The following is a 23,791-nucleotide window of genomic DNA, read 5'->3' on the forward strand; positions in this document are numbered from 1 at the left end:
AATATCTTTTAGAATTCATGTATAGTAAATACGGTTTGCTTATAAATAATAACGATAACAAGATCGGACTGCGCTTATGCTGCTGGATATCTTTTTAACCATTCACTTCATATTATTACTACTGGTATCACTGCGAGTGCTCGCTCGTAACAATCTAACTTCACCTGCTCGTCTAGCTTGGTTGGTGGTGTTATTTATATTGCCTTATTTGGGGTTACTGGTCTATTGGATGTTTGGTGAAATTCATCTGGGACGCAATTTTGAGCGTGAATATAAAAAGATTATTGAAAAACTCCATAGCCATAACCCAGAAGTATTGGGTAGCGATGCAGCATTGGCAGCCATAAAACCTGAATATCAGGCCGCTTTTGCTTATTCAGCTAACGTCACTGGTTACCATACCACCTTGGGCAATCGCGCTGAATTGATGGCCGATGCCGCTGAGACTCAAAAGCGCATGATTGCCGACTTTGATGCCGCCACAGATCATATTCATGTCCTATATTATATCTGGCTTATCGACGGCATGGGTATTGATACCGCTCAAGCATTGATGCGAGCAGCAAAGCGCGGAGTAACTTGCCGAGCGATGGTTGATGGGATGGGTTCGCGTAAGCTAGTACGCTCTAAGCTATGGAAGGAGATGGAGGCAGCGGGCGTAGAGGTCAGTGTTGCCCTGCCCATTCGTAATATCATCAAGGTCATGCTATTTAGCCGAATTGACCTGCGTAATCACCGCAAAATCACTGTAATAGACGGCAAGATTGGTTACTTTGGTAGTCGCAACTGTGCCGATCCTGAGTTCCGAGTAAAGCCTAAATACGCGCCTTGGGTAGATATCATGATGCGCATGGAGGGGCCAGTAGTCGCTCAAAATCAAATGCTATTTGCCAGCGACTGGCTCACCAAAAATCCAGAGACACCCTTTGATAGCTTCCCTTATTTTACTGGGCCGGCTAAAGCTTTAAAGGCAGATACGCACCCAAACGAGCTGATAAATTCAGAGCAATTAAAACTAGAAGAATTAAAGCTAGAAAAATCAAAATTAGAAGGCTTTGCAGCCCAGATATTTGTCGATGGCCCGACTCAGCGTCAAGGTACAACCCCGCAGTTCTTGGGTGCGCTTATTAGCCAAGCCCAGCATACTCTAATTATCTCGACCCCTTATTTTGTACCTGATTACTCGCTAATCAGCGTGCTATGCGCTACTGCTTATCGCGGGGTTGAAGTGACGATGATTTTCCCCAAACATAATGATTCGCTTATTGTGGCAGCGACTAGCCACAGCTATTATTGGCAATTATTAAAGGCTGGGATAAAGGTTTATGAGTATAAACCGGGCTTGCTGCATGCCAAAACCTTGACCGTTGACGGTGAAATCAGTCTTATTGGCTCCAGTAACTTAGATCTACGCAGCTTTGATTTAAATTACGAGAACAACGTGGTCTTCAGCGATAAAGCTTTAAGTAGCAAGATTATTGAACGCCAATATCAATATATTGCTGACTCTGATGAGATTCAACTTGAGGATGTCGAAGATTGGCCATTAGCATATAGAGTTTGGAATAATGTCGTCGCTACTATGGGACCAGTTTTATAGCTCAATGGTTTGGTTAGATAGTTACTATTTATCCATGTTAGTCATGTTAGTCATGTTAGCCATTTATTAAGAAAGCTATTAAGTTAGAGTCTAAATTAGGTATTAAGGCTTACTATTTTTTGTAGAACATAAACCACAAACTTGGCTTCGGTGTTAAATGGCATACCTTCAGCCATTGCTAGCAGGGCTTGACGTTTCTCACTGCGAGCGCGGTAAGCATAGGGTGTCATGGTTAATAAATCAGCCAAATCTGGTGCCGACAAGCTCAATAAAGTACTGATATGCTGAGTCTCTATTAGCTTAAAATAAGGCGCTAAAGTCGGCAAAAACTTGTCAGAGTCATGCTCTCGCACTTCATCAAATAAGGCTTCACGAATACGGGCTAAATGGCCAACATCGGGCTTAGCAATGACTAAGTAGCCGCTCTCTTGCAAAATCTCATTAAACGCCTCTGGCAATATCGGACTAAAGATACTACTAACACCCATCATACTATTAGCACGTAATGGCAGATGCGCAGCGCTGGTCACCAAGGGATAAATAGCAGCGGTCTGTTTGTCTTCTGGCTTAACCTCTTTAGCCTTCTGATACCAAAGCCGATTAGCCGCTTTGCTGGTTTTAGCAAGCTCGACGAGTGCAGGTTTACTGATATCAGCGGCTATCAAGGTATCGATTCTTAGGGGCGCCATTGCCTGTGTATAGTAGCCCTCGCCGCAGCCAATATCTAACCAGCGCACCGTTGAGCTATTTTTATTTTCGGTGCTTTTATTGAGGCTAGCTCGATACTCTACCAACAGCTTATCCATCTGCTCACAAATAAGCGCTTGCAGTGGTTGATAATGACCCGCCGCTAAGAAGCGTTGACGGGCGGTAATAGACTCTTGACTATCACCCGGCGCTTTGGACTTCTTTTGCTGGACGGGCAATAGATTAACGTAGCCTTGACGCGCCACATCGAATGGATGCGCTATCTGCTTAGGATTGAGGCTACCATCACAGCGCCACGTATCGGGTGCAGGATGCAATGGAGATTGGCAAAGCGGGCAAACAAACAAGGACACGAGCATCTCACAGTGATATAAATATAATGGGTATTTTAACAAAAGACAGAGGCGTTAAGCGAAAAAAGCTACCTTAACCTGACTATTAAGATAGCTTTTTATGGCTGAAATATAAGCTTAAAGTGCCAAATTTTAACGTAGCTTTAAGGTCATAAGACCTAATATCACCAGCACAATAGCGATAATCCAAAAGCGCACCACCACTTTAGTTTCTTTCCAGCCAATTTCTTCAAAATGGTGATGCAGGGGCGCCATGCGAAAAACTCGCTTTTTGCGTAGTTTATACGAGCCCACTTGCAGCATTACTGATAAAGCCTCCGCCACAAACAAACCGCCCATAATCGCAAAAGCAATCTCTTGCCGCGACATCACTGCAATCGTTCCTAGCATCGCTCCTAATGCCAAGGCGCCGACGTCACCCATAAACACTTCTGCTGGGTGGGCGTTGAACCATAAGAATCCGAGGCCGGCACCAATCATAGCGCCGCAAACGATAATGACCTCAGAATTATAGGCAATGTAAGGCACATGCAAATAGTCGGAAAATATAAGATCGCCTGACACATAGGTCATGACGCCGAGACCCGCAGCCACCAATACTACTGGTAAAATAGCCAAACCATCTAAGCCATCGGTCAAATTGACCGCATTCGAAGCGCCATTGATAACAAAGTAAGTAAAGATAATAAAACCAAGACCGAACGGTACTAGCGAGAACGGGATGACCCAATCTTTAAACACCGGCAATAACAAATCCTGCATCGCATAAGTGGTTTCTATATCAGGCTGCAAGGTGGAGATGTAGTATAAAGAAACTCCAACGAACAACGCCCCCATCGATAACCAAAAATACTTCTTGCGTGCAATTAAGCCTTTGGGATCTTTGTATTTTATCTTTAGCCAATCGTCAGTCCAGCCTACGGCCCCAAAAATGATCATGACAATAAGCAAAATCCAAACATACGGATTAGTCAGACGCGCCCACAGTAAGGTCGAAACCCCAATGGAGCTTAAAATTAATACCCCGCCCATGGTTGGGGTGCCGGTTTTCACCAAATGCGTTTGGGGCCCATCGTTACGAATGGCTTGCCCGTATTTAAGCGTGCGCAAATGCTGAATGACCCGCTTGCCAAAGAATAAACTAAATGCCAACGCCGTAACCACTGCCAGCAGCGCTCGTAGCGTTAATGAAGATACCGCAGAAAACGGCGTATAGTACTGACTAAGCCAGCCAAATAACCAAACTAACACCGCTTACTCCTCGATTAGCGTATGAATAAGGGATTCCATTTGCATGGAACGAGAGCCTTTGAACAGTACCGTACAAGGCTGTTGTTGCTGCGCTTGCAAGTATTGCTGCAAATATTGTAATAAGCTGTCTTTATCATCAAAAGCATGCGCTTCCGTCGTACCGACCTCTTGCGCGCCAGCGACACTATAAGTAGCAAACTCGCCCACACAAAGCAGCATATCAATACCAGCGGCGCTAATAGAGCGCCCTAAACTTTGATGCTCACTCACCGCCGCGGCGCCAAGCTCAGCGATATCGCCCAGCACCATGACCTGCGTACCGGTTTGCGCCGCCAACACTTTTGCCGCCGCCCTTACAGAGTGCGGGTTGGCATTATAAGTATCGTCAATGAGGCGGTGCATGCCTAGCATTTGACTATTGAGACGACCTTTAGCCGGACGAGCATTCTCAAGACCGGTAACAATATCATCAATATCGATATTTAGTGCATAAGCACAGGCAGCAGCAGCCAAGGCATTATTGACGTTATGCTCACCTGCCAGCGGCAGATTGATATCATGAACATGGCTGCCGATATGCAGCTTAAACTCACTACGCTCGGGCTCCACATCGAGATGACTGGCACTCACATCAGTATTACCAAAACCTATCACGTGCGAGGTATGCTGTTCTGCAATTCGGCGCAATTGATTGGTAAAATCGTCTTTATCAGGAACAATCGCAAACTGCTCATCATTTAAGGTATGAAAAATCTCCGCTTTGGTCTGGCAAATACCTTCACGGCTACCAAACTCGCCCAAATGAGCGGTACCAATGTTCAAAATACAAGCGACATCGGGACGAACCAGCTCAGTGGTATAAGCAATCTCGCCGATATGGTTGGCACCTAATTCTAAAATAGCATAGCGATGATGGTCGGATAACTCCAGCAGCATCATAGGCACGCCTAAGTCATTATTTAAGTTGCCACGAGTAATCAAGGTAGGCGCTAGGCGTCCAAAAATACTACCCAGCATCTCTTTACAGGTAGTCTTGCCGCTAGAGCCGGTGATAGCAATAACGGTCAAATCTTGATGCTGCTGGCGACGATAAGCGCCCAGTTGACCCAGTGCTAAGCGTGTATCGCTGACAACCAATTGCGGAATACTGGTTGAGATTGGCCGTGACACGATAGCCGCAATGGCGCCTTGGCTAGCCGCCACATTGATATAATCATGACCGTCAAAATTATCACCGCTTAGTGCCAAAAAGATATCGCCGGTTTTGATAGTACGGGTATCGGTAGCAATGCGATTACTGGTTACAGCAATATCAAAAGTAATATCAGCTTCAGCTTGTACTTGTTGCCCTGCCTCCGTCGCTTGAGCCGCTTGCCAGCGACTATCAAGCGCTTCGGTCGCTGCAAGCAGGTTATCTGCTTGCCAAACATAGAGTCCCTGTGACTGGATGGTATTATTGTCAGCGGTCATAGATTTGCCTTTATAATGACTGTTGTTACCCAGCTCAAAAATGAATTAGCCTTGCTTGCTTGACTATTTTTATTTTTGGAAAAAGGTATTATTTATTAAGTTATTTATTAAGTTGATTATTTATTGGATGCTTTAATAGAGCCGCTAGGCACGATTAGCTTGTTGTAATGCGTTTTGTAAAACCACGCTGTCATCAAAGTCATAACGGACGTTATTGATCTCTTGATAGGTTTCGTGACCTTTGCCAGCGATAACCACAATATCATCAGCCCCAGCCTGATTTACCGCATATTCAATGGCTTTTTGCCGCGCCGGTTCGATATAACTACGCTGGTATTGCTCAGGGCTCATGCCCGCTTGCATATCTTGCAAGATAGCCTTGGGATCTTCGGTGCGAGGATTATCAGCCGTCAATACGACTTGGTCGGCGCCAGCCAGTCCCGCCTGCGCCATCAACGGCCGCTTGCCGGCATCACGATCGCCGCCGCAACCAAACACCGCCCATAACTGCCCGTTACAGTGCGTCCTAAGGCTATCAAGCACTTGGGTCAAAGCGTCTGGCGTATGGGCATAATCGACGATAAAGCAGCCATCATTTGAGGCAACGCGCTGCATACGCCCGATAGCGCCTTGTAGCTGCGGTATCACCTCCGCAATGCGCTTGATGTCAATGCCACGCGCCACGCTGGCGCCGATTGCCGCTAGTAAGTTAGCCACGTTAAAGCGGCCTAATAACGGACTGACAATATCAATAGTTTCTGAATTACTGCCAGCAGATTGACTGCGCAAAGTAATTTCTACCCCTTCAAGGCTGGGGCTAATGCTAGTTGCGACAAAAGTGGCCTCACTACCCGCTTGCAAGCTATAAGTCCAAACTATCAAGCCGCTCGCTTGAGCGGTATCTAGCATCACTTGGGCATATTCATCATCGCTATTGATGATAGCGTGGGTCAGACTAGGAAAATAGGCTTTATCGAAAAGTTTGGCTTTGGCGGCGACATAATCGTTCATATCCGCATGATAATCTAGATGATCACGGCTTAAATTGGTATAAACCGCTACTTTGATCGGCGCACTTTGCAAGCGCTGCTGGTCAAGCCCGTGGGAGCTGGCCTCAAGCGCTAATATATCAGCACGCTCTGTGCCCATTTGATATAAAAACTGCTGCACGGCGAGCGCATCACCGGTAGTATGACGAGCTTGAACTAGTGCTCCCAGCCTGCCATTACCAGCGGTGCCCATCACCGCACTACTCATACCTGCTAACTGAGTTAATTGCGCCACCAGCTGGGTGATAGTGGTCTTGCCATTGGTGCCTGTTACTGCAACGATAGACGGCAATTTAGCTGGCTGCTGCGCCTGCAAACGTGCTTGTATCAACGCTCCCAGAAAGTCACGAATATTAGGCACATAAACTACCGGGCAAGGTAATGCGGCGAGCTGCTGTTGCGGGTCAGGTTTTAAATTAGATTGGGCATCAATCGACAGCCCATTATTATCGTTATCCTCATTACTATTGTCATCGTCATTGAGGGTAATATTTACATGGGGCGGGATATGACCAATAGTTAGCAGCGCTAATGGATCCATCTCCGATAAGATAAAGGCCGCATGGTTTGCGGCTTGGTAGAGATAATCACGGCTTTTTTGACAATTGGGCACCTGACTCTTGAGCAATACAAACACATCGTTAGCATTAACTTGACGGCTATCTAACCGCAGTTGCTCAAAGGGAATATTGAGCACTGAATCAATATCTTTATTGCTCGGATTCGTCTGTTCTATACCTGTCCTCTGTAATAATGCCGCTGCTATAGTGGTACCGCTAGCGGCATTATTGTCGATAAGCTGTTGCAAAGTTATCATGCTTTCAGAGGTGGTAGTCATATTAATCCTAGACGTGTAAAAAGAGCCATGGTTAACCACTATATTAAATGGGGCTTATTCTGTTTTCAGGGGTTTATCCAGTGGCACATTATATAAACGTAGCGCTTCTTTCATCACATTATGAAAGACTGGCGCTACTGTTAAACCGGCATAAATCTGGCTACGAGGGTCTTCGATTAACATCACCCCGACCAATCTTGGGTTAGACGCGGGTGCCATCCCCGCAAAGACGTTACGGTATTGATCGCTATAATAACCGCCATCAGGATTGATACGGCGCGAAGTACCAGTCTTGCCTGCCACCCGGTAACCGTCAATAGCGGCAGCTTTTGCGGTACCGCCTGGCTCGGTGACCGCCTCCAACATCTGTACAATAGACATGGCTTGCTCACGCGCCATAATGCGTTTACTAGGCAGAGGCTTGTCGGTTTTGATCAAGGTTAAGGGATGCATGACCCCGCCTGCACCTAGCGCTGCATAAGCCTGCGCAACCTGTGCTAATGTCACTTGTAGACCATAGCCATAACTGACCGTCGCACGACGAGCGGTTTCTTTCTCTTTGGGAGTAACCACCAGCCCACTACCCTCACCCGGGAACTGTAACGGGGTCTTACTACCAAAGCCAAATTGTTTTTGCATATTGGTGATGGCATCCGGCGGTAATGACAAAGCAATCTTGGTAGAGGCGACGTTACTGGACTTCTGTAACAGCGTTGCCATATTAATCGTACCGAGATTATTGTGATCACGAATAGTATAGCCGCGCACCCGAATGGAGCCCGGATTGGTATCGATCAGCGAGTTTGCAGTATATTTTCCAGAATCTAAAGCCGCCGCTACGGTAAAAGGCTTCATCACCGAGCCGGGCTCAAACACATCAAGTAGGGCGCGGTTACGCTGATTCTCGCCGGTCATCTCATTAAGATTGTTGGAGTTAAATGACGGCCAAGTTGATAACGCCAACACCTCACCGGTCTGTACATCCACAATCATACCGGTTGACCAACGGGCTTGTTGTAAACGCCCTGCCTTTTCTAGCTCCTTATAGAGCAAATACTGCAAGCGTGAATCAATGGTCAAGGCTACATCTTGACCGGGCACTTCAGGCTCTAGCTGCTTGATCTCTTTTAAGCTATTTTGTCTGGCATCTTTTAGGATTAGAACCTTACCATCTTCCCCTGCTAATATTTTTTCGAACTGACGCTCAATTCCTGCACGCCCTTCATAACCGCCCTCGGGATCATTAGCATTTTGCCCCATAAAGCCTAGTAGTTGAGAGTTGGGCTGCGGCTGCGGATAATAGCGCTGGAAGAAGTTTTTCTCGTAAACTCCAGGAAAGTTAAGCGAGCTGACACTTTGGGCAATTTCAGGAGTGACTTTATTAAGTAGGGGTAGATAGTGCGATCCCGGGCCTGAAGGTAGAGCCGCTTTGACTACCTCTTCATTAGTAAAATCAATACTGTCATCAATAGCTGCCGCTTTTTTTAACTCTGCGACTGGGATATTAGCTGCCGCTGCCAAAATAGTCAGATCCATATTCTCAAGGCGCTTTTTTACCCGAGCTTGTAGTTGCGGCTGATCAGGATTTTCAATTCTGATACGATTAAGCTCGTAGTATTCTTGGGCATAATCGTGCGGGCTAAAAGAAACCGTCGCTAGCGGAGCACTAACCGCAAGTGGCAGCTGATTACGATCAGTAATCATACCGCGATACGAGGTTTGCGTGCGTACACTGGTAATCAGCTCGTCACCTTTATCTTGATAAAACTTAGCATTAGCTACTTGTATGTAATAGGCTCGACCGATAAGCAGCGCAAGCATAATCAGCGCCAAGCCCCAAATCATCCGAAAGCGATTTTTATCATACTCAAAACCACCACGTGAAGAAGCACCAGACGCTTTATTAAAAATGGCTTTTTTACGGTTTTTGACACTGGTATAAGCGCCTTCAGTTTCATGGTTTTTTAGACGTCCGAATAGCTTAGCTGAGCGATCTTTAGCTTTGTTTTTTGCACCCGACGCCTTATCGGCATTTTTATTAGCAGATTTGGCAGTGCTGGCTCGGCGTAAGGGCTTAATAACTTTGCCGCTTGCTGCTTTTTTGTTATTGGCGTCATCTTTACCTTTGGGGCTCGCTGGCTTTTTATTACTCATTGACCAGCCTCCTCAGTAGTAGTCTTTGCTACAGGCTCGGTAGCCGTGGCCGTAGCAGCGATAGCTACTGGCGCACCGGGCTGAATGATCAGCTTATCTTTCAAAGTTGGCGAATACATACCAAGCTCAGCGACAGCGCGGCTGGCTATCTGCGGCGTAGCACTGAAAGTCTGCTGCTCAATAAGTAAACGCTGGTGTTCAACTTGTAGTTTGCGCTGTTGTTTCTTCATATCTTGCAAGGTTTTATAATCCTGATGATATTGCTGTACACTTTCGGCCGTTTTGATACCGCTCCAGACGATAGTAGCGGCCAGCAGCAGCAATACTACTACGTAGATACTAACGACGTTAAAGCGCTTGGCAAATAATTCACCAACATCAGGCTGAGCTGGTGATTTTGTATTGCGACGGTTGGTAGGTTGGTCAGATATTGCCATGACGCTCTCAAAAGTTAAACTTAAAATATAAACGATAAGATAAATAACAAGGTTATTTAATTATCAATGCTTATCCAACAGGGTGGCAGTATTTCATCAGAATTTTTCATAGTAACGATGCTTGTAACGATATTTTTTTATAATTAAGCTCATTTTGACCAAAATAGTTATTAATCACCACTTAAAAAACATTTGATGAGCCTAGCAGCTAATCTTTACAGCTTTTTAACAGTGGCGTAGTTATTCGAACATAAACGCCTCATCCGTACGGGCAGCCACTCGTAACCAAGCACTGCGGGCGCGTGGATTATTAGCAATCTCTGCTTTACTAGGGCCAATACGTTTGGGTTTACTAAAATAGCGCGGGCGCTTAGGCGGCATAGGCAGTTGCTCATCTTCGGGATACTGACCTTTACTATGACGCTGCAAAAACTGCTTGATACGCCGATCTTCTAATGAGTGAAAGCTAATGACCGCAAGCTGTCCACCAGCCTTTAATATCGGGATACTTTGCTGCAAAAAGCTATCGACATCGCCCAGCTCATTATTAATAAAAATGCGCATAGCCTGAAAGCTTTGCGTCGCTGGATGCTTGCCCTTTTGCCAATTAGGGTGCGCCACTTTAATCACTTCTGCCAGCTCAAGCGTAGAGTCGTAGCTGTCCATCTGCTTGATAGCTCGGGCGATACGGCGACTGTGACGCTCCTCGCCGAACTCATAGAGTACATTAGCCAAAGTTTCATCGTCGACATATTCAAGCCATTCGGCGACCGACTGCCCGCGGCTGGTATCCATGCGCATATCGACGGCGCCATCACGCATAAAGCTAAAGCCGCGACTGCCATCATCAATTTGCGGCGATGATACGCCCAAATCTGCCATCAAGCCATCAACTTGGCTAATGCCCATGGCGGCTAAGCTAACAGTCAGATTGGCAAAGCTATCATGAACGACCTTTACTCGGCTATCCACGCTTGCCAGCTCATGAGCGACGGCGATAGCGGTCGGGTCTTTATCAAAGACAATGAGCTGCGCATCATTGGCTAGCTGAGACAATAGCAAACGGCTATGACCACCACGGCCAAAGGTAGCATCGACATAGATACCCGTAGCTTTTTTATTATTACTAGCGTTAGGCAATGATTTGACACCCAATACGGCGGCAACGGTTTCTGGTAGCAGCACAGCATCGTGTTCAAAGCTTAAAGTCTCTGGTTCTGACTCTGTCTTTAAAACGGGCTGTGTTGTTAACTTTATATCTAACTCTGAGCTCTGTTGAGCCGTTGAGTACGGGGCAGCTTCCATTGAAGCCGAGCCGATTCTCTCATCGGCGGCAGATAAAGGGTTTGGTTTAGAATTTGACTTAGACGGTGGTAGGGACACAAATAACTCAATAAATGACGACCAATTAGGCCATTAATAATAAAAAATGGATGAAAATAAACAAGTTATGGCTTGTCTAGCGTTATTATCGCAAGGATAACACTGTAGTCAAGCGCTAGAACGCCTTTTCGTTAAAAATATTCTGCATCCCTGCTATACTAGCGCTATATTTTACGCTATCTACCTACTTAATTGATAACACTTTTCAACTCCAAATATTTTCTGAGGCTCCTATGACAAAAATGTCGACCCAACCGACTTCTGCTAGCACCAATCGTCCGGTGCGCACCCGTATCGCTCCCTCTCCTACCGGCTTCCCTCATGTAGGTACCGCCTATATTGCGCTGTTTAATTTGGCTTTTGCTAAATCAAATGGTGGCGAGTTTATTTTACGTATTGAAGATACTGACCAAAGCCGCTCAACTGAGCAATCTGAACAAATGATTTTAGATGCCCTGCGCTGGGTCGGTCTTGATTGGGCGGAGGGTCCTGATGTCGGCGGCCCGCATGCGCCTTATCGTCAAAGCGAGCGCGCGGATATCTATAAACAGCACGCCCAGCAGTTGTTAGACGCTGACCACGCTTTTCGCTGCTTTTGTACCTCTGAAGAGCTCGATACTATGCGTAAAGAGCAAATGGCACGCGGCGAAACCCCGCGCTATGACGGTAGCTGCGCTCATCTACCCGCTGCTGAAAGTGAAAAAATGGCAAGCGACGGCAAACCACATGTGATCCGGATGCGCGTTCCGACCACAGGAACTTGCCGGGTTGAGGATATGCTACGGGGTACGGTTGAGATTCCGTGGGAGCAGGTCGATATGCAGGTTCTACTCAAGACCGATGGCTTGCCCACTTACCATTTAGCAAACGTTGTCGATGACCACTTGATGGAGATCAGCCACGTGATGCGCGGCGAAGAGTGGCTCAACTCTGCCCCCAAGCATCAATTGCTTTATGAATATTTTGGTTGGGAGATGCCAGTACTTTGCCACATGCCACTACTGCGTAACCCTGATAAGTCCAAGTTGTCTAAGCGTAAAAACCCAACTTCTATCACCTATTACCGTGATGCTGGGGTGTTGCCGGAGGCGCTGCTGAACTATCTAGGCCGTATGGGCTACTCTATGCCTGATGAAGCCGAAAAGTTCACTTTGGATGAAATGATAGCCAGCTTTGATATCCATCGGGTGTCTCTAGGTGGGCCTATTTTCGATATCGAAAAGCTTAATTGGCTCAATGCCGAATGGTTACGCGAGCTGACCCCAGAGCAACTTAAAAATAAAATACTCGATTGGGCGAATGATAGCGACAAGCTAACGGCGATGGCAGCCGCAATTCAGCCACGTATCGAGCTGCTCTCTGATGCCATCAATTGGGGCGGATTTTATTTCCAAAACCTACCCGATATCAGCAGCGATGACTTTACTCATAAGACTCTAACCCCTGAACAAGTGATGGAGATGCTACAACTGGCCATATGGTCGCTAGAAACCCTACCGGAGTGGACGGAAGAAAATATTTACGCCACTATCAAAGGTTTATCGGCAGCACTAGATATCAAGATGCGCGACTTTATCGCCCCCTTCTTTATCGCTATCGCTGGCAAATCCTCATCCACGCCAGTGATGAACTCCATGTGGATCATTGGGGCGGACATGACCTTGATACGTTTGCGTCACGCCGTTGACGTATTGGGCGGACTCGGTAAGAAAAAGCTGAAAAAATTAGAGAAGACGGCAGCAGATTTGCCCGACTTTCTAGCTGACATTGATGAGTAAGCTTTTAAAATAGCTAATGCGTAAATCTAGAAATGTAAAGTAGCGTGGGTGGTGCGGTATAGTTAGGTGAAAGCAAAACTGTTATGCAGATTCAAATGTACTGCTGAACGGTAACGCTTTTAAAGTGACTCAACTATAGCAACACCCACGTTTTTTATCCGTATTCACCGATAAAATAGGAAACATTTTAGCTAATCTACTTTATTTTTACTTTTAATTCACTTTTTAACCTATTTATTGCCATTTTGTGAAAATAGCTGTTGACAATACCTTGAGGGTTCCCTAAAATACGCATCACTCTTAGCGAGGGGCTATAGCTCAGTTGGTAGAGCACTTGCATGGCATGCAAGGGGTCAACGGTTCGACTCCGTTTAGCTCCACCATACTATTCATTATAATATTTTAACCTTTATAATGAGATTCGCTAAAAGGTCAGCATCAGCACCTAGGCAGCGCTTATTATTAAGCTATCTGATGTTGTGTACTACCGTTATATTTGAACAAGATATAACACTCTATGCGTCCCCATCGTCTAGAGGCCTAGGACACCGCCCTTTCACGGCGGTAACGGGGGTTCGAATCCCCCTGGGGACGCCACTATTCGGCGTCAGTTATTAGCACTTTTACTACCTAGTATCAGGTTAGACTAATAAGCGCAATATAAAAAATCCCAGTCATCGCATGATGACTGGGATTTTTTTATGGTTGCTACTTGGTTAGCATTAAATAGTAGCTCGTGATCAATATAAAGGGTTAAGCAACTTAACGAGACTTTCACGCAAGTTTACATTGGGCTCATTCTGTGACATAAGTTGACGCATTATACACTCTGGTTATGATTCACTACGCAATAGTATTATTAATGTCCCATGCTATTCCTTATGCTGGTTTTATGTTTATTACTGCTACTTATTTATTCTTAATTAAGAACAATGAATAAGGACCTCACTTATAACCCTTAGCAGTAGTGGATACGAGAATTTTATAAATAATGATAAAACAATCTTTGATAAGGAATCACTATGTTACCTACTTATTCGCCGCAGCGCCGCCCTTCTTGGCGTGGTGTGCTTGCAGGCCTCGTTATGGGACTCATAGTAGTCATGGCGATGATTGCTATTGCTTTGGTTTTAAGCTCTTTTTTACCTTTTGATTTAAAAGGCAGCAGCATCGCTGGTGGTATCTATGCCGCTATTACCGCTCTAGTTAGTGCTTATGTGGCGGGTTATTTTGCAATCAAATACTCTGCGCCTGAAGCTTTATTCGGCGATGGCACTGACATCGATCCAAAAGACGCTAACTTAACGGGCATGTTAACTGCCGCTTTAATCGTCTTATTTACTACGTTTTTTACTATAAGCAGTGCGACTGGTATCCTAGCATCAGCCGGTAATGTCGTTGGTGGTACGGTGAGTACCGTAGCTAAAACTGCAGGCGGCGTAGCAACAGCAGGCGCTACCGCAGTAGGTACCGCAGCCCAAGACAGTACCGTCCAGCAGAAAGCTCAAGAAGCCTATCAGCGGGTATCAGGCAACATCAGCCGTGAAGATGTACGCGCTATGGTTGCTAAGAACACCCAAAACTTAAGTGAGCAGCAACTGGCAGCGGTTTCAGGTGTGCTAGAAAATATCGTTAATGAAACTAAGAGCGATGTTGCTAACTTAGACTTTACTGATATGAACACTTGGCGCAACATTGATGAGTATGCTAAGCAGCGTATGGCATCAATCCAACAAACTCTAGAAGGTCCTGAGTTTATTACTCGCCTACAACAGCAGGGTCTAACTGAAGCACAAGCGCTTGAAGTACGTACTGAAGTAAGCCAGTCGTTTAACGAGTATAAAATGAAAACTGAGCAATATATCGCTCAAACTCGTCAATCGGTTGAACAGGCTGCGCAGCAAGCTGAAGATATCGCTCGTAAAGCTGCTTTATACACTGGTCTATTCTGGTTAATCAGTACCATCCTAACCTTTATCGCCGCTACTATGGGTGCTAAAAATGCAGCGACAACTTATCGCTTAGATAAGCCTATCGTAACTTGGGGTGACAACGTACGCTAAACCAAGCGGTTAAATAACCCATAGCTAAAGAGCTATTATTAATAAACAAAACGCCCAATCTTTAAAAGATTGGGCGTTTTGCTGTTCAGTGGATAACTCTTAGTATAACAAGCAGATCAAATTATCACTTAACTAATTTTCTTATCGATAAATTTAAAGATAAATAAGTACCGAACAATATCACTACCGAGCCTACAATCGCAAAAGTATCTAAAGCCTCACCTAATAAAATATATCCAAATATTATCGCAAAAATCGGTATCACCAAAGTAATACTGGTGGCACGCATTGGGCCAATATTTTTGATCAATTGATTCATAAAGATAAGGGCAATAGCGGTAGAGAACACTCCGATACAAATCACCGAACCCCAAGCTTGTAAGCTGATACTCTTGCCATAAGGGAACTCATATAGCCCAATAGGGAGCATCACCATACTGGCAATAATAATCGAACCGGCGGTGATAGGTATCGGTGAGAGCTCTTGCAAATAGTTCTTGGTGATATTTGCGCCCGTTGCATAACCAACACAGCCTAACAAGGCATAACCCATCGGTAGCAATGCTGCGCTCAAATCTGAGCTTTGTCCGCTAAATAGATTCTCGCTCATGAGAATGACTACGCCTATAATGCCTATTATCAAGCCCAAAATCTGCTTTTTTGATAACTTATCATTAAAAAAGGTACTGGCAATAAAGCCGCTCATCATGGGTACCGAAGCATTGAGCACCGCTAGTACCCCAGCGTTTACCGACTGCGCTGCAAATGAGAATAAAACAAAAGGAATAGCGGTGGAGAATAAGCCAACCAGCGTCAGCAGCTTCCAGTGCGCTTTAATACCGCGCCGATTGTTTGGATTTAGCAATATAAAAACCAGCATCGTAAGGCCGGCGAATATCACCCGCAAACTGGCAAAAGCCATAGAGCCAAACTCGGGCACCCCTACCCGGTAAAAGATAAAGGAGAGCGACCACATAAAGGACAGGGCAAAAAAGGTTATTAGGTCACGTTGGGTCATTGTTAACTCTATTGGACAAATGAGCTTCTACTACGTCATTTAAACGGTGAGTGCTCAATTATTAAAATAGGGTGATGATAACTTTTTAATCGCTTTAGGGGTGGTGTTTTTTTGTGTTTAAGACTGGAGTAGAATAACCTCTAGAGTGTCAATCATCTATAGGGTCTGTTGAACATTCAAATCTGAAAAACTTTTGCGGCGTAGAAATGGCGTAAAGAGGTAAGGGAGTTTTGGCTATGTTTGGTATTGAGAACTATCTAGGATTTATCGTCGCTGCTATGTTGTTGAACCTGACGCCCGGGACAGATAGCATGTACATCATCACCCGTAGTATCTCACAAGGGCAAAAAGCGGGGGTTTATTCTGTATTGGGTATTGTCTCCGGCATCTTAGTGCATACGCTACTGGCGGCGCTGGGGTTGTCTATAATATTGGCCAACTCTCCCCTAGCCTTTATGATCGTCAAATATATCGGTGCCGCCTATTTGTGCTATCTGGGCTTCAAGATGTTAGTCCTTAACTCAGCGCCTCTGATAGCTAATAATTTGCCAGAAAACAACCCTCATACGGCTGCTAAGTCGTCAAGTTATGGGAAAATATACCAGCAAGGGGTATTGACCAATACTTTTAATCCCAAAGTTGCTTTGTTTTTCTTAGCTTTCTTTCCGCAGTTTATTGATCCTAGCTATGCTTATAGCACCTTATCGTTTTTGATTTTAGGGCTTACCTTCGCTACCACCGGCTTGATATGGTGTTTATGTTTGGCACTATTGGCCGCCCGGTTTAGTCAACGCTTACGAGAAAACCCGGCTATCGAAACCATTTTGAACAAAATAAGCGGGATAGTATTTGTTGGCTTGGGTATTAAACTGTTGACTGAAAAAGGGTGAATAACCATAAATCAGCCATAAAGAATCCTAACTGGCTTTTTTTAATATCCCAGATTTTAGTAACCTATCTTTAATATCCTTTCTTTAATATCCAAGCCTTATTATCTAAATGATCTGCTTACTATTTAGTCGTGCTAATCTTACTTGGATTCATCTTTGGTGACCAAGGCAATCCTGAGTTTTGCCAGCCATTCATTAGACGAAAGCCTTTATTCTTACCCTCTTCTATCGTATCTCCCTGAAAGCCGTGATCGACATATTTGACGTTGGTAAAGCCTTGACTCAATAAGTAGTCGGCGCTAGGCTTACCACGAGCAGAGCCCGAACGGCACATAGTGACCACTAACGCATCTTTGTCTAGACCTTTAGCTTTAAGTGCGGCTTCGACTTCATTAGCAAAGTCTGGATTAAGTGGCATCGCAAAAACCGCCTTGTCTTCGTTGAGCTCAGTGCGCTTGACGGTTCTAAACGGAATATTGATGTCGACCGCATCGGTAAAGCCGATAAACATAATCTCCACTGGGTCTCTGACATCAACGAATAATATCTCATCAGCATCTTGTTGCACCATATTCCAGACAGATTCTGGAGTCACAGATAATGCGTCTTTGGCTATAGCATGAGTACTTAGCCCAAACAGCAGCAACAATGACAATATAATAGCTTTCATTTCCTACTCCATATATTATTATTTAAAATAACATTATATTAATGATTATAATAAATAGATATCCTACAATTAATAGAGTAAGAGTGCAATAGAGAGGTGATATTTTAGAGATCACAATCTTGCGCAGATTAGATAGGTTGAGCCCGATAACTATTTAACTTGGCTGATTAACTTTACTGATTGAACCAAATGTAATATCTAAGATGCTATCATTAGTCTTTATTGAAAAAGGGTTTAAAAAGTAAAGATAAGTCTATGAGTTTTATAAAAATATTTTCGTTCGGGCTTGGTGCAGTTGTGTTAATCGCCTGTATCTACCTTATAAATGCCAGTACCGTCGTTCCAGAATCTGTCGCCTGTGACCCATCAGCGAGCAATGACATTGTTTTGTATGGTACCGTCTGGTGCCCCTATTGCGAGCAGACCAGACAGTTGCTCGCCTCGCACAATGTCGACTACTGTGAATACGATATAGAACGCTCGGCTGAGGGCTTTCGACAATATGAGAGCCTAGGCGGTGGCGGCGTGCCCTTGATGCTATTTAATGGTGAAGTGATAAGAGGGTATAACAAACCTGAGATTGAATGGCAGGTGCAGAATCAGTGATTTGCGATTGCTTAAACCCGAACCAACTGCATCAGCGGCTCAAAGGAATAAAGCGTAGAGGTTCTGCCAGCGCCTTCTTCGACTATTTTTAAAATGTTATTTTCTTCTAATACCTTACTAAACCTAGCTGCCGTAGAGACAGGAATACCGCTTTTACTAGTGAAGCTAGTGTTCCTAAAAACAGGATTGGTAAAAATGAACTCTAGGGCATTTAATGACCATTTTGATGACAGCAAATCGCTAAACTCTCTTTTCATAGTCTCATACAGCTGACCAATCTGCTCAGCAATCTCTAGATTATTGGTGGCTTGCTCCTTAACTGCTTCCAGAAAAAATACGCACCAATTATCCCAATTGCCAGTCTCTGAGACTTCTCGCATCAAATCAATATATCTATCTTTGTTCTCTTCAAAATAACCACTGATATAAAAATGCGGCGCAGAAATCGTCTGTGCTGACCATAATATTAAGGTAATCAACATTCTACCAATTCTGCCATTGCCATCTTGAAAGGGATGCAAAGCTTCGAACTCTAAATGACTGACGGCCGTTTTTAGCAGTATTGGTGACGAGTCGTTATTAATATAATCAAACAAATCATCCAAGCCGCTTTGCAGTTTTTCAGGACTAATCGGCACAAACAATATACTTTTTTTCGAACGGTCAGCCAAATAGTTTTGTTCGTTTTTGACCTGACCTGGTGACTTTCTCGCGCCTCTACCCTTTGATAATAGCTGCTCATGCATAGTTTTTATCAAAGATTTGCTGAGAGGATAACCATCGCTCATCGCCTGCTGTACATTTTTTAGCGTACGTTGATAAAGAATAGTTTCGATAATATCACTACGAACCTGCGCCGAATGCTCTTTGCCGTCACCATAGTCTGCCTCGTACTGCATAATCTCATCTAAGGTACTGATGGTGCCTTCCATACGTGAAGAGATGACCGCTTCTTGATTACGCAGTGGTGCCAGCAAAATCTCACTGTTGTGCATGCTTTTGAGCATTTGGTCAAAGCGAGATATCGCTTCAGTCGCGCCTATCATAGCGTCCATAATAACTTGATAATTGATAGACTGAGGGGGAAAGCCGCCATAATGATAATGTACGGCGTGTTCTAAATTGAAATCGGTCATCTTTATATACCTTGTCTCTCAAAATGAGCGTTTTTTGATTCACAAGTTGTATTGTGGCTGCTATTTGAGAGACAAATTGGTTTGTTTCTCAAAAATGGCGGAAAGTGAAAGACTAAATGGATTACTTCTTGAATTGAGTGGTTTTGGAAAGACAATATAGTTTTTTCAGTCTAATATTACAAAAGTTCGATAAGATTAGAGGCGATAATAAATCTGAGATTGTACATCACAATTAGTTTATCGGAGTATACTAATTTTAAACTATCAAATTACTTACATATGGATCTTTAAATGGCAAAAAAAATAATCTTGGTTCACGGATTGGGTGGCATTGCAGATGGTACTTGGGGGAAATTCCCACACTTACTAGAAAGAGACAACGATATAGATTTTAATATTATTTCTCTTGGTTATGAATCTCCAAGCCTATGGAAATTCTGGAAGCGTGCTCCAAGTATCTTAAATATTGCTGACGGAGTTCTTACAGATATTAAAGCTCGATTTGATATAGAGAATGATGAGATAATTTTAGTTGGTCACAGTTTAGGTGGAATTATAGTAAAGAAAGTCCTTCTTTTATTGCACAATCGACAGACCTCCCACAAAATTTTTAAAGTATGCTTTTTTGATGTTCCACATGATGGCTCAGGTTATGCTAACGTTGGAAAGTATCTTTCTTTTAGAAATCGCCATTTAAAGAGTTTGACTCGAGATTCGAGTGAACTAGATGATATAAATGACCAGTGGATAAGAAGTAATTTAAATAGCTCATTAGTTATATTAAGCATTATCTCTGCTAATGATGACATTGTATCTTCTTCTAGCTCAAAAAGTATTTTTAGAGAACATGAAGTTGAAACTATAAACAATGTTAATCATATTACAATCGTCAAACCTGAAAGTGAAGAGTCCTTATCCTATATAGTATTTAAAAAATTTATTTTAAAAAAAAATTCCGTTAATAGATATAGAAATCTAGCCTCTCGTGACCTTGAGGACTGGAAAAATATAGAAAGAAAACATAATTACCATTACGTAAGCGATGAGGCAAGAAAAAATGATTTTGAAGCTCTTACTACTGCACTAGAGTTAGATCAAGCTATGGTGCGGTTAACAGGCGCATCTGGGCTAGGTAAAACACGCTTATTACTAGAAGCTATTGAGGCCTCTACCTCTATTGATGATTCCTGTGTGCTTATTTTCGATGCGTCTGAATACGATACAACCATTAGAGAAAGTATTAGAACAATGGTTGAAGATCGCGTTCATGGCCTAGTTATTATTGAAAATTGTAATATTAATTTGCACGAACAAATGACGAAAGAAATCAACAAAACAGAGTGCTTACTAAAAGTTGTCACTGTTGGTTACTCTGATGAACAAGTAGACAACTCTATTCATATTAAACTATCTCCTTTAAATAATGATTCTATAAAACAAATTCTATTGCCAATACTGGTCGGAATGGATTCAGGTGAGGTTGATCGAGTAGCTCAATTTGCTCAAGGCTACCCGTTGATGGCGACACTTATAGCTGAGCAATATCAAAAAGAAGGCCAATTACTTGGCTCTATTGAAAGTAGTTCTGTAGTAAGAAAGCTGATCGATGGTGACGGAGGTATAACAGATGCAGAAAAAGAAATGTTATCTGCTTGTTCATTGTTTGATGTTTTTGGTACAGAAGAAGGTATAGCTGGTGAAGAAGCTAAGTATATTGCAGAAAATGTTGCTGGATGGAACCTGAAGACATTTGATAAAGTAATAAAAGAGTTCACTCGCCGGCAGATTATAAATCGTGCAGGAAGATACGCTAGGCTAGTTCCTAAGCCACTTGCTTTGACGTTAGCGTCTGAGTGGTGGGAAGAGGCATCTTATGAACGCAAACAACAACTAATTGATACTATGCCTGAATCTCTCATGCAAAGCTTTTGTACGCAAGTAGCATATCTTGATAGCCAGCCAAGCGTTCAACGATTTTCAGACCAATTATTTGGAGGAGCTAGCCCTTTTGTCCAAGCGGAAGCGTTGCTTACAGAGAAGGGTTCGAAACTCTTCCGCGCATTTGTCGAAGTAAATCCTGAATCAACTAGCAACGCCCTATATCATACTTTATCTACATGCAGTCACGAAGAGCTTGAGGCTATAGATGGAAATACTAGAAGAAACTTAGTCTGGGGATTAGAAAAACTGTGCTTTCATGCTGATGTATTTGAAAAGTCAGCATGGTGTATGCTACTGCTTGCATCAGCCGAAAATGAAAATTGGAGCAACAATGCGACCGGTATGTTTGCTCAGTTATTTCGAGTAAATCTATCTGGAACACAAGCAAAGCCCAAAATTCGCTTCGATATATTAAAGCAAGCTATTGATATTAACCAACCCAATATCGATATAGTGGTTCTAGAGGCTTTAAGTCAAGCAATTGGTACTTACGGAGGCACACGAACAGTTGGTGCTGAATATCAAGGAACTAAAGCTGCGCTTGAAGAGTGGCGACCAGAGCTATGGCAAGAAATTTTTGATTTCTGGAACACGGCTTTTGATTTAATGTTAGTTCTGTTTGAACGAGGCGATGCTCAAAAAGATAAGGTTCTATCAGTTATAGGTCATTCAATGAGAGGTTTTATTGCTCAAGGTCGTATTGAAATGCTGGATACGGCGATAAAAAAGATAGTAGATATCAATGGTCGTTATTGGCCAGCAGCTCTAACCAGTATTAAAAATACTTTAAAGTATGATTCAGAAGGTATGAATCAAGAAGTAAAAGATACGCTAAACAGTTGGTTATATCTGTTAAGCCCTCAAGATTCTGAGTTACCAGAGAAATTAAAGATTATTGTAAGTAACCCTCCTTGGGAGCATTATGAGGATGAGAATAACCAGTACATTGATGTAGCTGCGGAGAAAGCTAAAGCACTTGCAACAGAGCTTTCTAATAATATTGAGGAACTTTTACCTCATATCGGCTTATTATTGCAAGGTGAGCAGAAGCAGTCCTACGCTTTTGGATATCAACTAGCCTACGACTTAACTAATATTACTCCAATAATTGATTTGACATTAAAATGCTTAGTTAATATTGAACAGCCTGACTCACGTTTAATTTTAGGGTTATATCGAGGACTCTTTGAGCAGTCACCAGAACTATGGCAAGAAAATATTGATCGATTAATTTCAGATGATTTGTTAGTCCACCTTTACCCTGATTTTATACGAACTGGCGATATTCATAAAGCACACTTAGACACGTTATTAAAGCTCATTCAACGTGAAATATTAGCGCCAAATAGCGCGAATGTTCTCAGCTATGGCAGTGTAACTAATAGTGTAGAGCCCAATGTTATAGCTAATTTCTGCTTACAGCTTTCAAAGTTGGGAGAGCAAGCAAGTTGGACAGCGCTCAATGTGATCTATATGTATTGCTTTAGCAATGCAGATAGTATTAAAGAGTTGCGTTGTACGCTTAAGCAATTAATTATTACTGTACCTTTAAATAATAAATTGAATAATATACATGTAGATATTCATCACTGGCACGATTTAGCCGAAAAGATTATGAATGTGGATGATCCTGAATTTGCTGTTGCACTATCTAATAAAGTCATAAATGATTCTGAGAATGGTTTAAATCATGGTGATACATGGTCCTATATCAAGCCTCTGATACTAAGCCTAATGAATGATTACAATGATACGCTTTGGCCATTATTTAGCGAGGCTATTATTCAAGCAGACTTAAGAAAGCGATATTGGCTAAAACAACTCTTAGGTCGGACAAATTCCTTGGTAAGCAATACACCAAGTATGCTATCTGTAATACCTGTAAATAATATTATGGATTGGTGCAAAGCACATCCAGAGATTGCGCCAGTTTTTACAGCTAGTTGTTTAAATGTTCTGGAAACGATCAATAACAAATTACAGCCAACCCAATTGTTTGTAACATTGCTTGAAAATTTTGGTGGGGATCAGAGGGTTGCTAATTCGCTTGAAGCAAATATAAGCTCTCGTGGTTGGTCAGGCTCACTCGTTCCTTACTTAGAGTCTGATAAAACTGCACTTACTCCTCTTCTCAATCATGAAAACATTCATGTAAGGCATTGGGTTAAAGACCATATTGCTTATATTAATCGCCAAATAACTGAAGAGTCGAAGCGAGATGAAGAACATGGTTTTGGGTTTTATTGATAGCTGTAAAATTATTCATCTAAACTTAAAAAAGTATAGATATTGCCTGTGATATCATTAGTTATGGTTACTTTTTTTGAAAGCTTATCATTAACCTCACATTTTCCAAAAACTCTTTATTAGAAATAGTATATTCACCTTAACCACTTAAAAAAAGCCCAATCACAAAGATTGGGCTTTCTCTAATGCTAAACTAACT

At 43.2% G+C, this 23,791-nt stretch carries 16 protein-coding genes and 2 tRNA genes; 8 read left to right on the forward strand and 10 right to left on the reverse strand.

The features are described from left to right. Window positions 1-76: 76 nt before the first annotated feature. The gene (locus JMX18_RS09220) at window positions 77-1,600 is read left to right on the forward strand and encodes a phospholipase D-like domain-containing protein (protein WP_201587109.1); all 1,524 of its coding nucleotides are present in this window, start codon (window positions 77-79) and stop codon (window positions 1,598-1,600) included. Between the two features lie 95 nt (window positions 1,601-1,695). Here the strand turns inward: JMX18_RS09220 and JMX18_RS09225 are convergent, their stop codons facing one another. From JMX18_RS09225 to rsmH, 7 genes are all read right to left on the reverse strand, one after another. Continuing rightward, window positions 1,696-2,667 (reverse strand): putative RNA methyltransferase, encoded by a 972-nt coding sequence (locus tag JMX18_RS09225; RefSeq protein WP_201587111.1) that lies wholly within the window; start codon window positions 2,665-2,667, stop codon window positions 1,696-1,698. A gap of 126 nt (window positions 2,668-2,793) precedes the next feature. Then, window positions 2,794-3,912: a phospho-N-acetylmuramoyl-pentapeptide-transferase gene (gene mraY / locus JMX18_RS09230; protein ID WP_201587113.1), complete on the reverse strand. Its 1,119-nt coding sequence runs from the start codon at window positions 3,910-3,912 to the stop codon at window positions 2,794-2,796. Window positions 3,913-3,915: 3 nt separating this feature from the next. Beyond that, window positions 3,916-5,382: a UDP-N-acetylmuramoyl-tripeptide--D-alanyl-D-alanine ligase gene (locus JMX18_RS09235; RefSeq protein ID WP_201587121.1), complete on the reverse strand. Its 1,467-nt coding sequence runs from the start codon at window positions 5,380-5,382 to the stop codon at window positions 3,916-3,918. A gap of 144 nt (window positions 5,383-5,526) precedes the next feature. Continuing rightward, complete coding sequence (locus JMX18_RS09240) at window positions 5,527-7,269, reverse strand: UDP-N-acetylmuramoyl-L-alanyl-D-glutamate--2,6-diaminopimelate ligase (protein WP_406947353.1); 1,743 nt, start codon at window positions 7,267-7,269, stop codon at window positions 5,527-5,529. A gap of 54 nt (window positions 7,270-7,323) precedes the next feature. Then, window positions 7,324-9,423, reverse strand: coding sequence for a peptidoglycan D,D-transpeptidase FtsI family protein (locus JMX18_RS09245; RefSeq protein ID WP_201587123.1), 2,100 nt, complete (start codon window positions 9,421-9,423; stop codon window positions 7,324-7,326). Beyond that, the gene (gene ftsL / locus JMX18_RS09250; RefSeq protein ID WP_201587125.1) at window positions 9,420-9,860 is read right to left on the reverse strand and encodes a cell division protein FtsL; all 441 of its coding nucleotides are present in this window, start codon (window positions 9,858-9,860) and stop codon (window positions 9,420-9,422) included. Before ftsL ends, JMX18_RS09245 begins: the two co-directional genes overlap by 4 nt. 240 nt (window positions 9,861-10,100) lie before the next feature. Then, complete coding sequence (gene rsmH, locus JMX18_RS09255; protein WP_227674620.1) at window positions 10,101-11,243, reverse strand: 16S rRNA (cytosine(1402)-N(4))-methyltransferase RsmH; 1,143 nt, start codon at window positions 11,241-11,243, stop codon at window positions 10,101-10,103. 242 nt (window positions 11,244-11,485) lie between these two features. Between rsmH and gltX the strand changes: the two genes are divergently transcribed. The 4 genes from gltX (at window position 11,486) to JMX18_RS09275 (ending at window position 15,084) form a co-directional block, all read left to right on the forward strand. Further along, window positions 11,486-13,021: a glutamate--tRNA ligase gene (gene gltX, locus JMX18_RS09260; protein WP_201588308.1), complete on the forward strand. Its 1,536-nt coding sequence runs from the start codon at window positions 11,486-11,488 to the stop codon at window positions 13,019-13,021. A gap of 307 nt (window positions 13,022-13,328) precedes the next feature. Next, window positions 13,329-13,404: transfer RNA gene (locus JMX18_RS09265), tRNA-Ala, on the forward strand. Between the two features lie 138 nt (window positions 13,405-13,542). Continuing rightward, a tRNA-Glu gene (locus JMX18_RS09270) sits at window positions 13,543-13,618 on the forward strand. 425 nt (window positions 13,619-14,043) lie between these two features. After that, a complete protein-coding gene (locus tag JMX18_RS09275) occupies window positions 14,044-15,084 on the forward strand; it encodes a hypothetical protein (protein ID WP_201587127.1) in 1,041 nt (346 codons plus the stop codon). Between the two features lie 124 nt (window positions 15,085-15,208). On the opposite strand, the gene JMX18_RS09280 is transcribed toward JMX18_RS09275, so the two are convergent. After that, window positions 15,209-16,102: a DMT family transporter gene (locus JMX18_RS09280; RefSeq protein WP_201587129.1), complete on the reverse strand. Its 894-nt coding sequence runs from the start codon at window positions 16,100-16,102 to the stop codon at window positions 15,209-15,211. 236 nt (window positions 16,103-16,338) lie between these two features. Here JMX18_RS09280 and JMX18_RS09285 point away from each other — a divergent pair, with 236 nt between their 5' ends. After that, window positions 16,339-16,992 carry a LysE family translocator gene (locus JMX18_RS09285; RefSeq protein WP_201587131.1) on the forward strand — a complete coding sequence of 218 codons (654 nt, stop codon included), beginning with the start codon at window positions 16,339-16,341 and terminating at the stop codon, window positions 16,990-16,992. Window positions 16,993-17,113: 121 nt separating this feature from the next. On the opposite strand, the gene JMX18_RS09290 is transcribed toward JMX18_RS09285, so the two are convergent. Beyond that, window positions 17,114-17,662, reverse strand: coding sequence for a rhodanese-like domain-containing protein (locus JMX18_RS09290; protein WP_201587133.1), 549 nt, complete (start codon window positions 17,660-17,662; stop codon window positions 17,114-17,116). Window positions 17,663-17,917: 255 nt separating this feature from the next. On the opposite strand from JMX18_RS09290, the gene JMX18_RS09295 reads away from it, so the two are divergent. Beyond that, window positions 17,918-18,268 carry a glutaredoxin family protein gene (locus JMX18_RS09295; protein WP_201587134.1) on the forward strand — a complete coding sequence of 117 codons (351 nt, stop codon included), beginning with the start codon at window positions 17,918-17,920 and terminating at the stop codon, window positions 18,266-18,268. An 11-nt stretch (window positions 18,269-18,279) separates the two neighbouring features. On the opposite strand, the gene JMX18_RS09300 is transcribed toward JMX18_RS09295, so the two are convergent. Next, window positions 18,280-19,404 (reverse strand): Fic family protein, encoded by a 1,125-nt coding sequence (locus JMX18_RS09300; RefSeq protein ID WP_201587136.1) that lies wholly within the window; start codon window positions 19,402-19,404, stop codon window positions 18,280-18,282. 291 nt (window positions 19,405-19,695) lie between these two features. Between JMX18_RS09300 and JMX18_RS09305 the strand changes: the two genes are divergently transcribed. Then, window positions 19,696-23,592 carry an esterase/lipase family protein gene (locus JMX18_RS09305; RefSeq protein WP_201587138.1) on the forward strand — a complete coding sequence of 1,299 codons (3,897 nt, stop codon included), beginning with the start codon at window positions 19,696-19,698 and terminating at the stop codon, window positions 23,590-23,592. Window positions 23,593-23,791: the final 199 nt, after the last annotated feature.

The organism is Psychrobacter jeotgali (genome assembly GCF_904846315.1).
In the GTDB taxonomy this organism is placed as follows: domain Bacteria; phylum Pseudomonadota; class Gammaproteobacteria; order Pseudomonadales; family Moraxellaceae; genus Psychrobacter; species Psychrobacter jeotgali.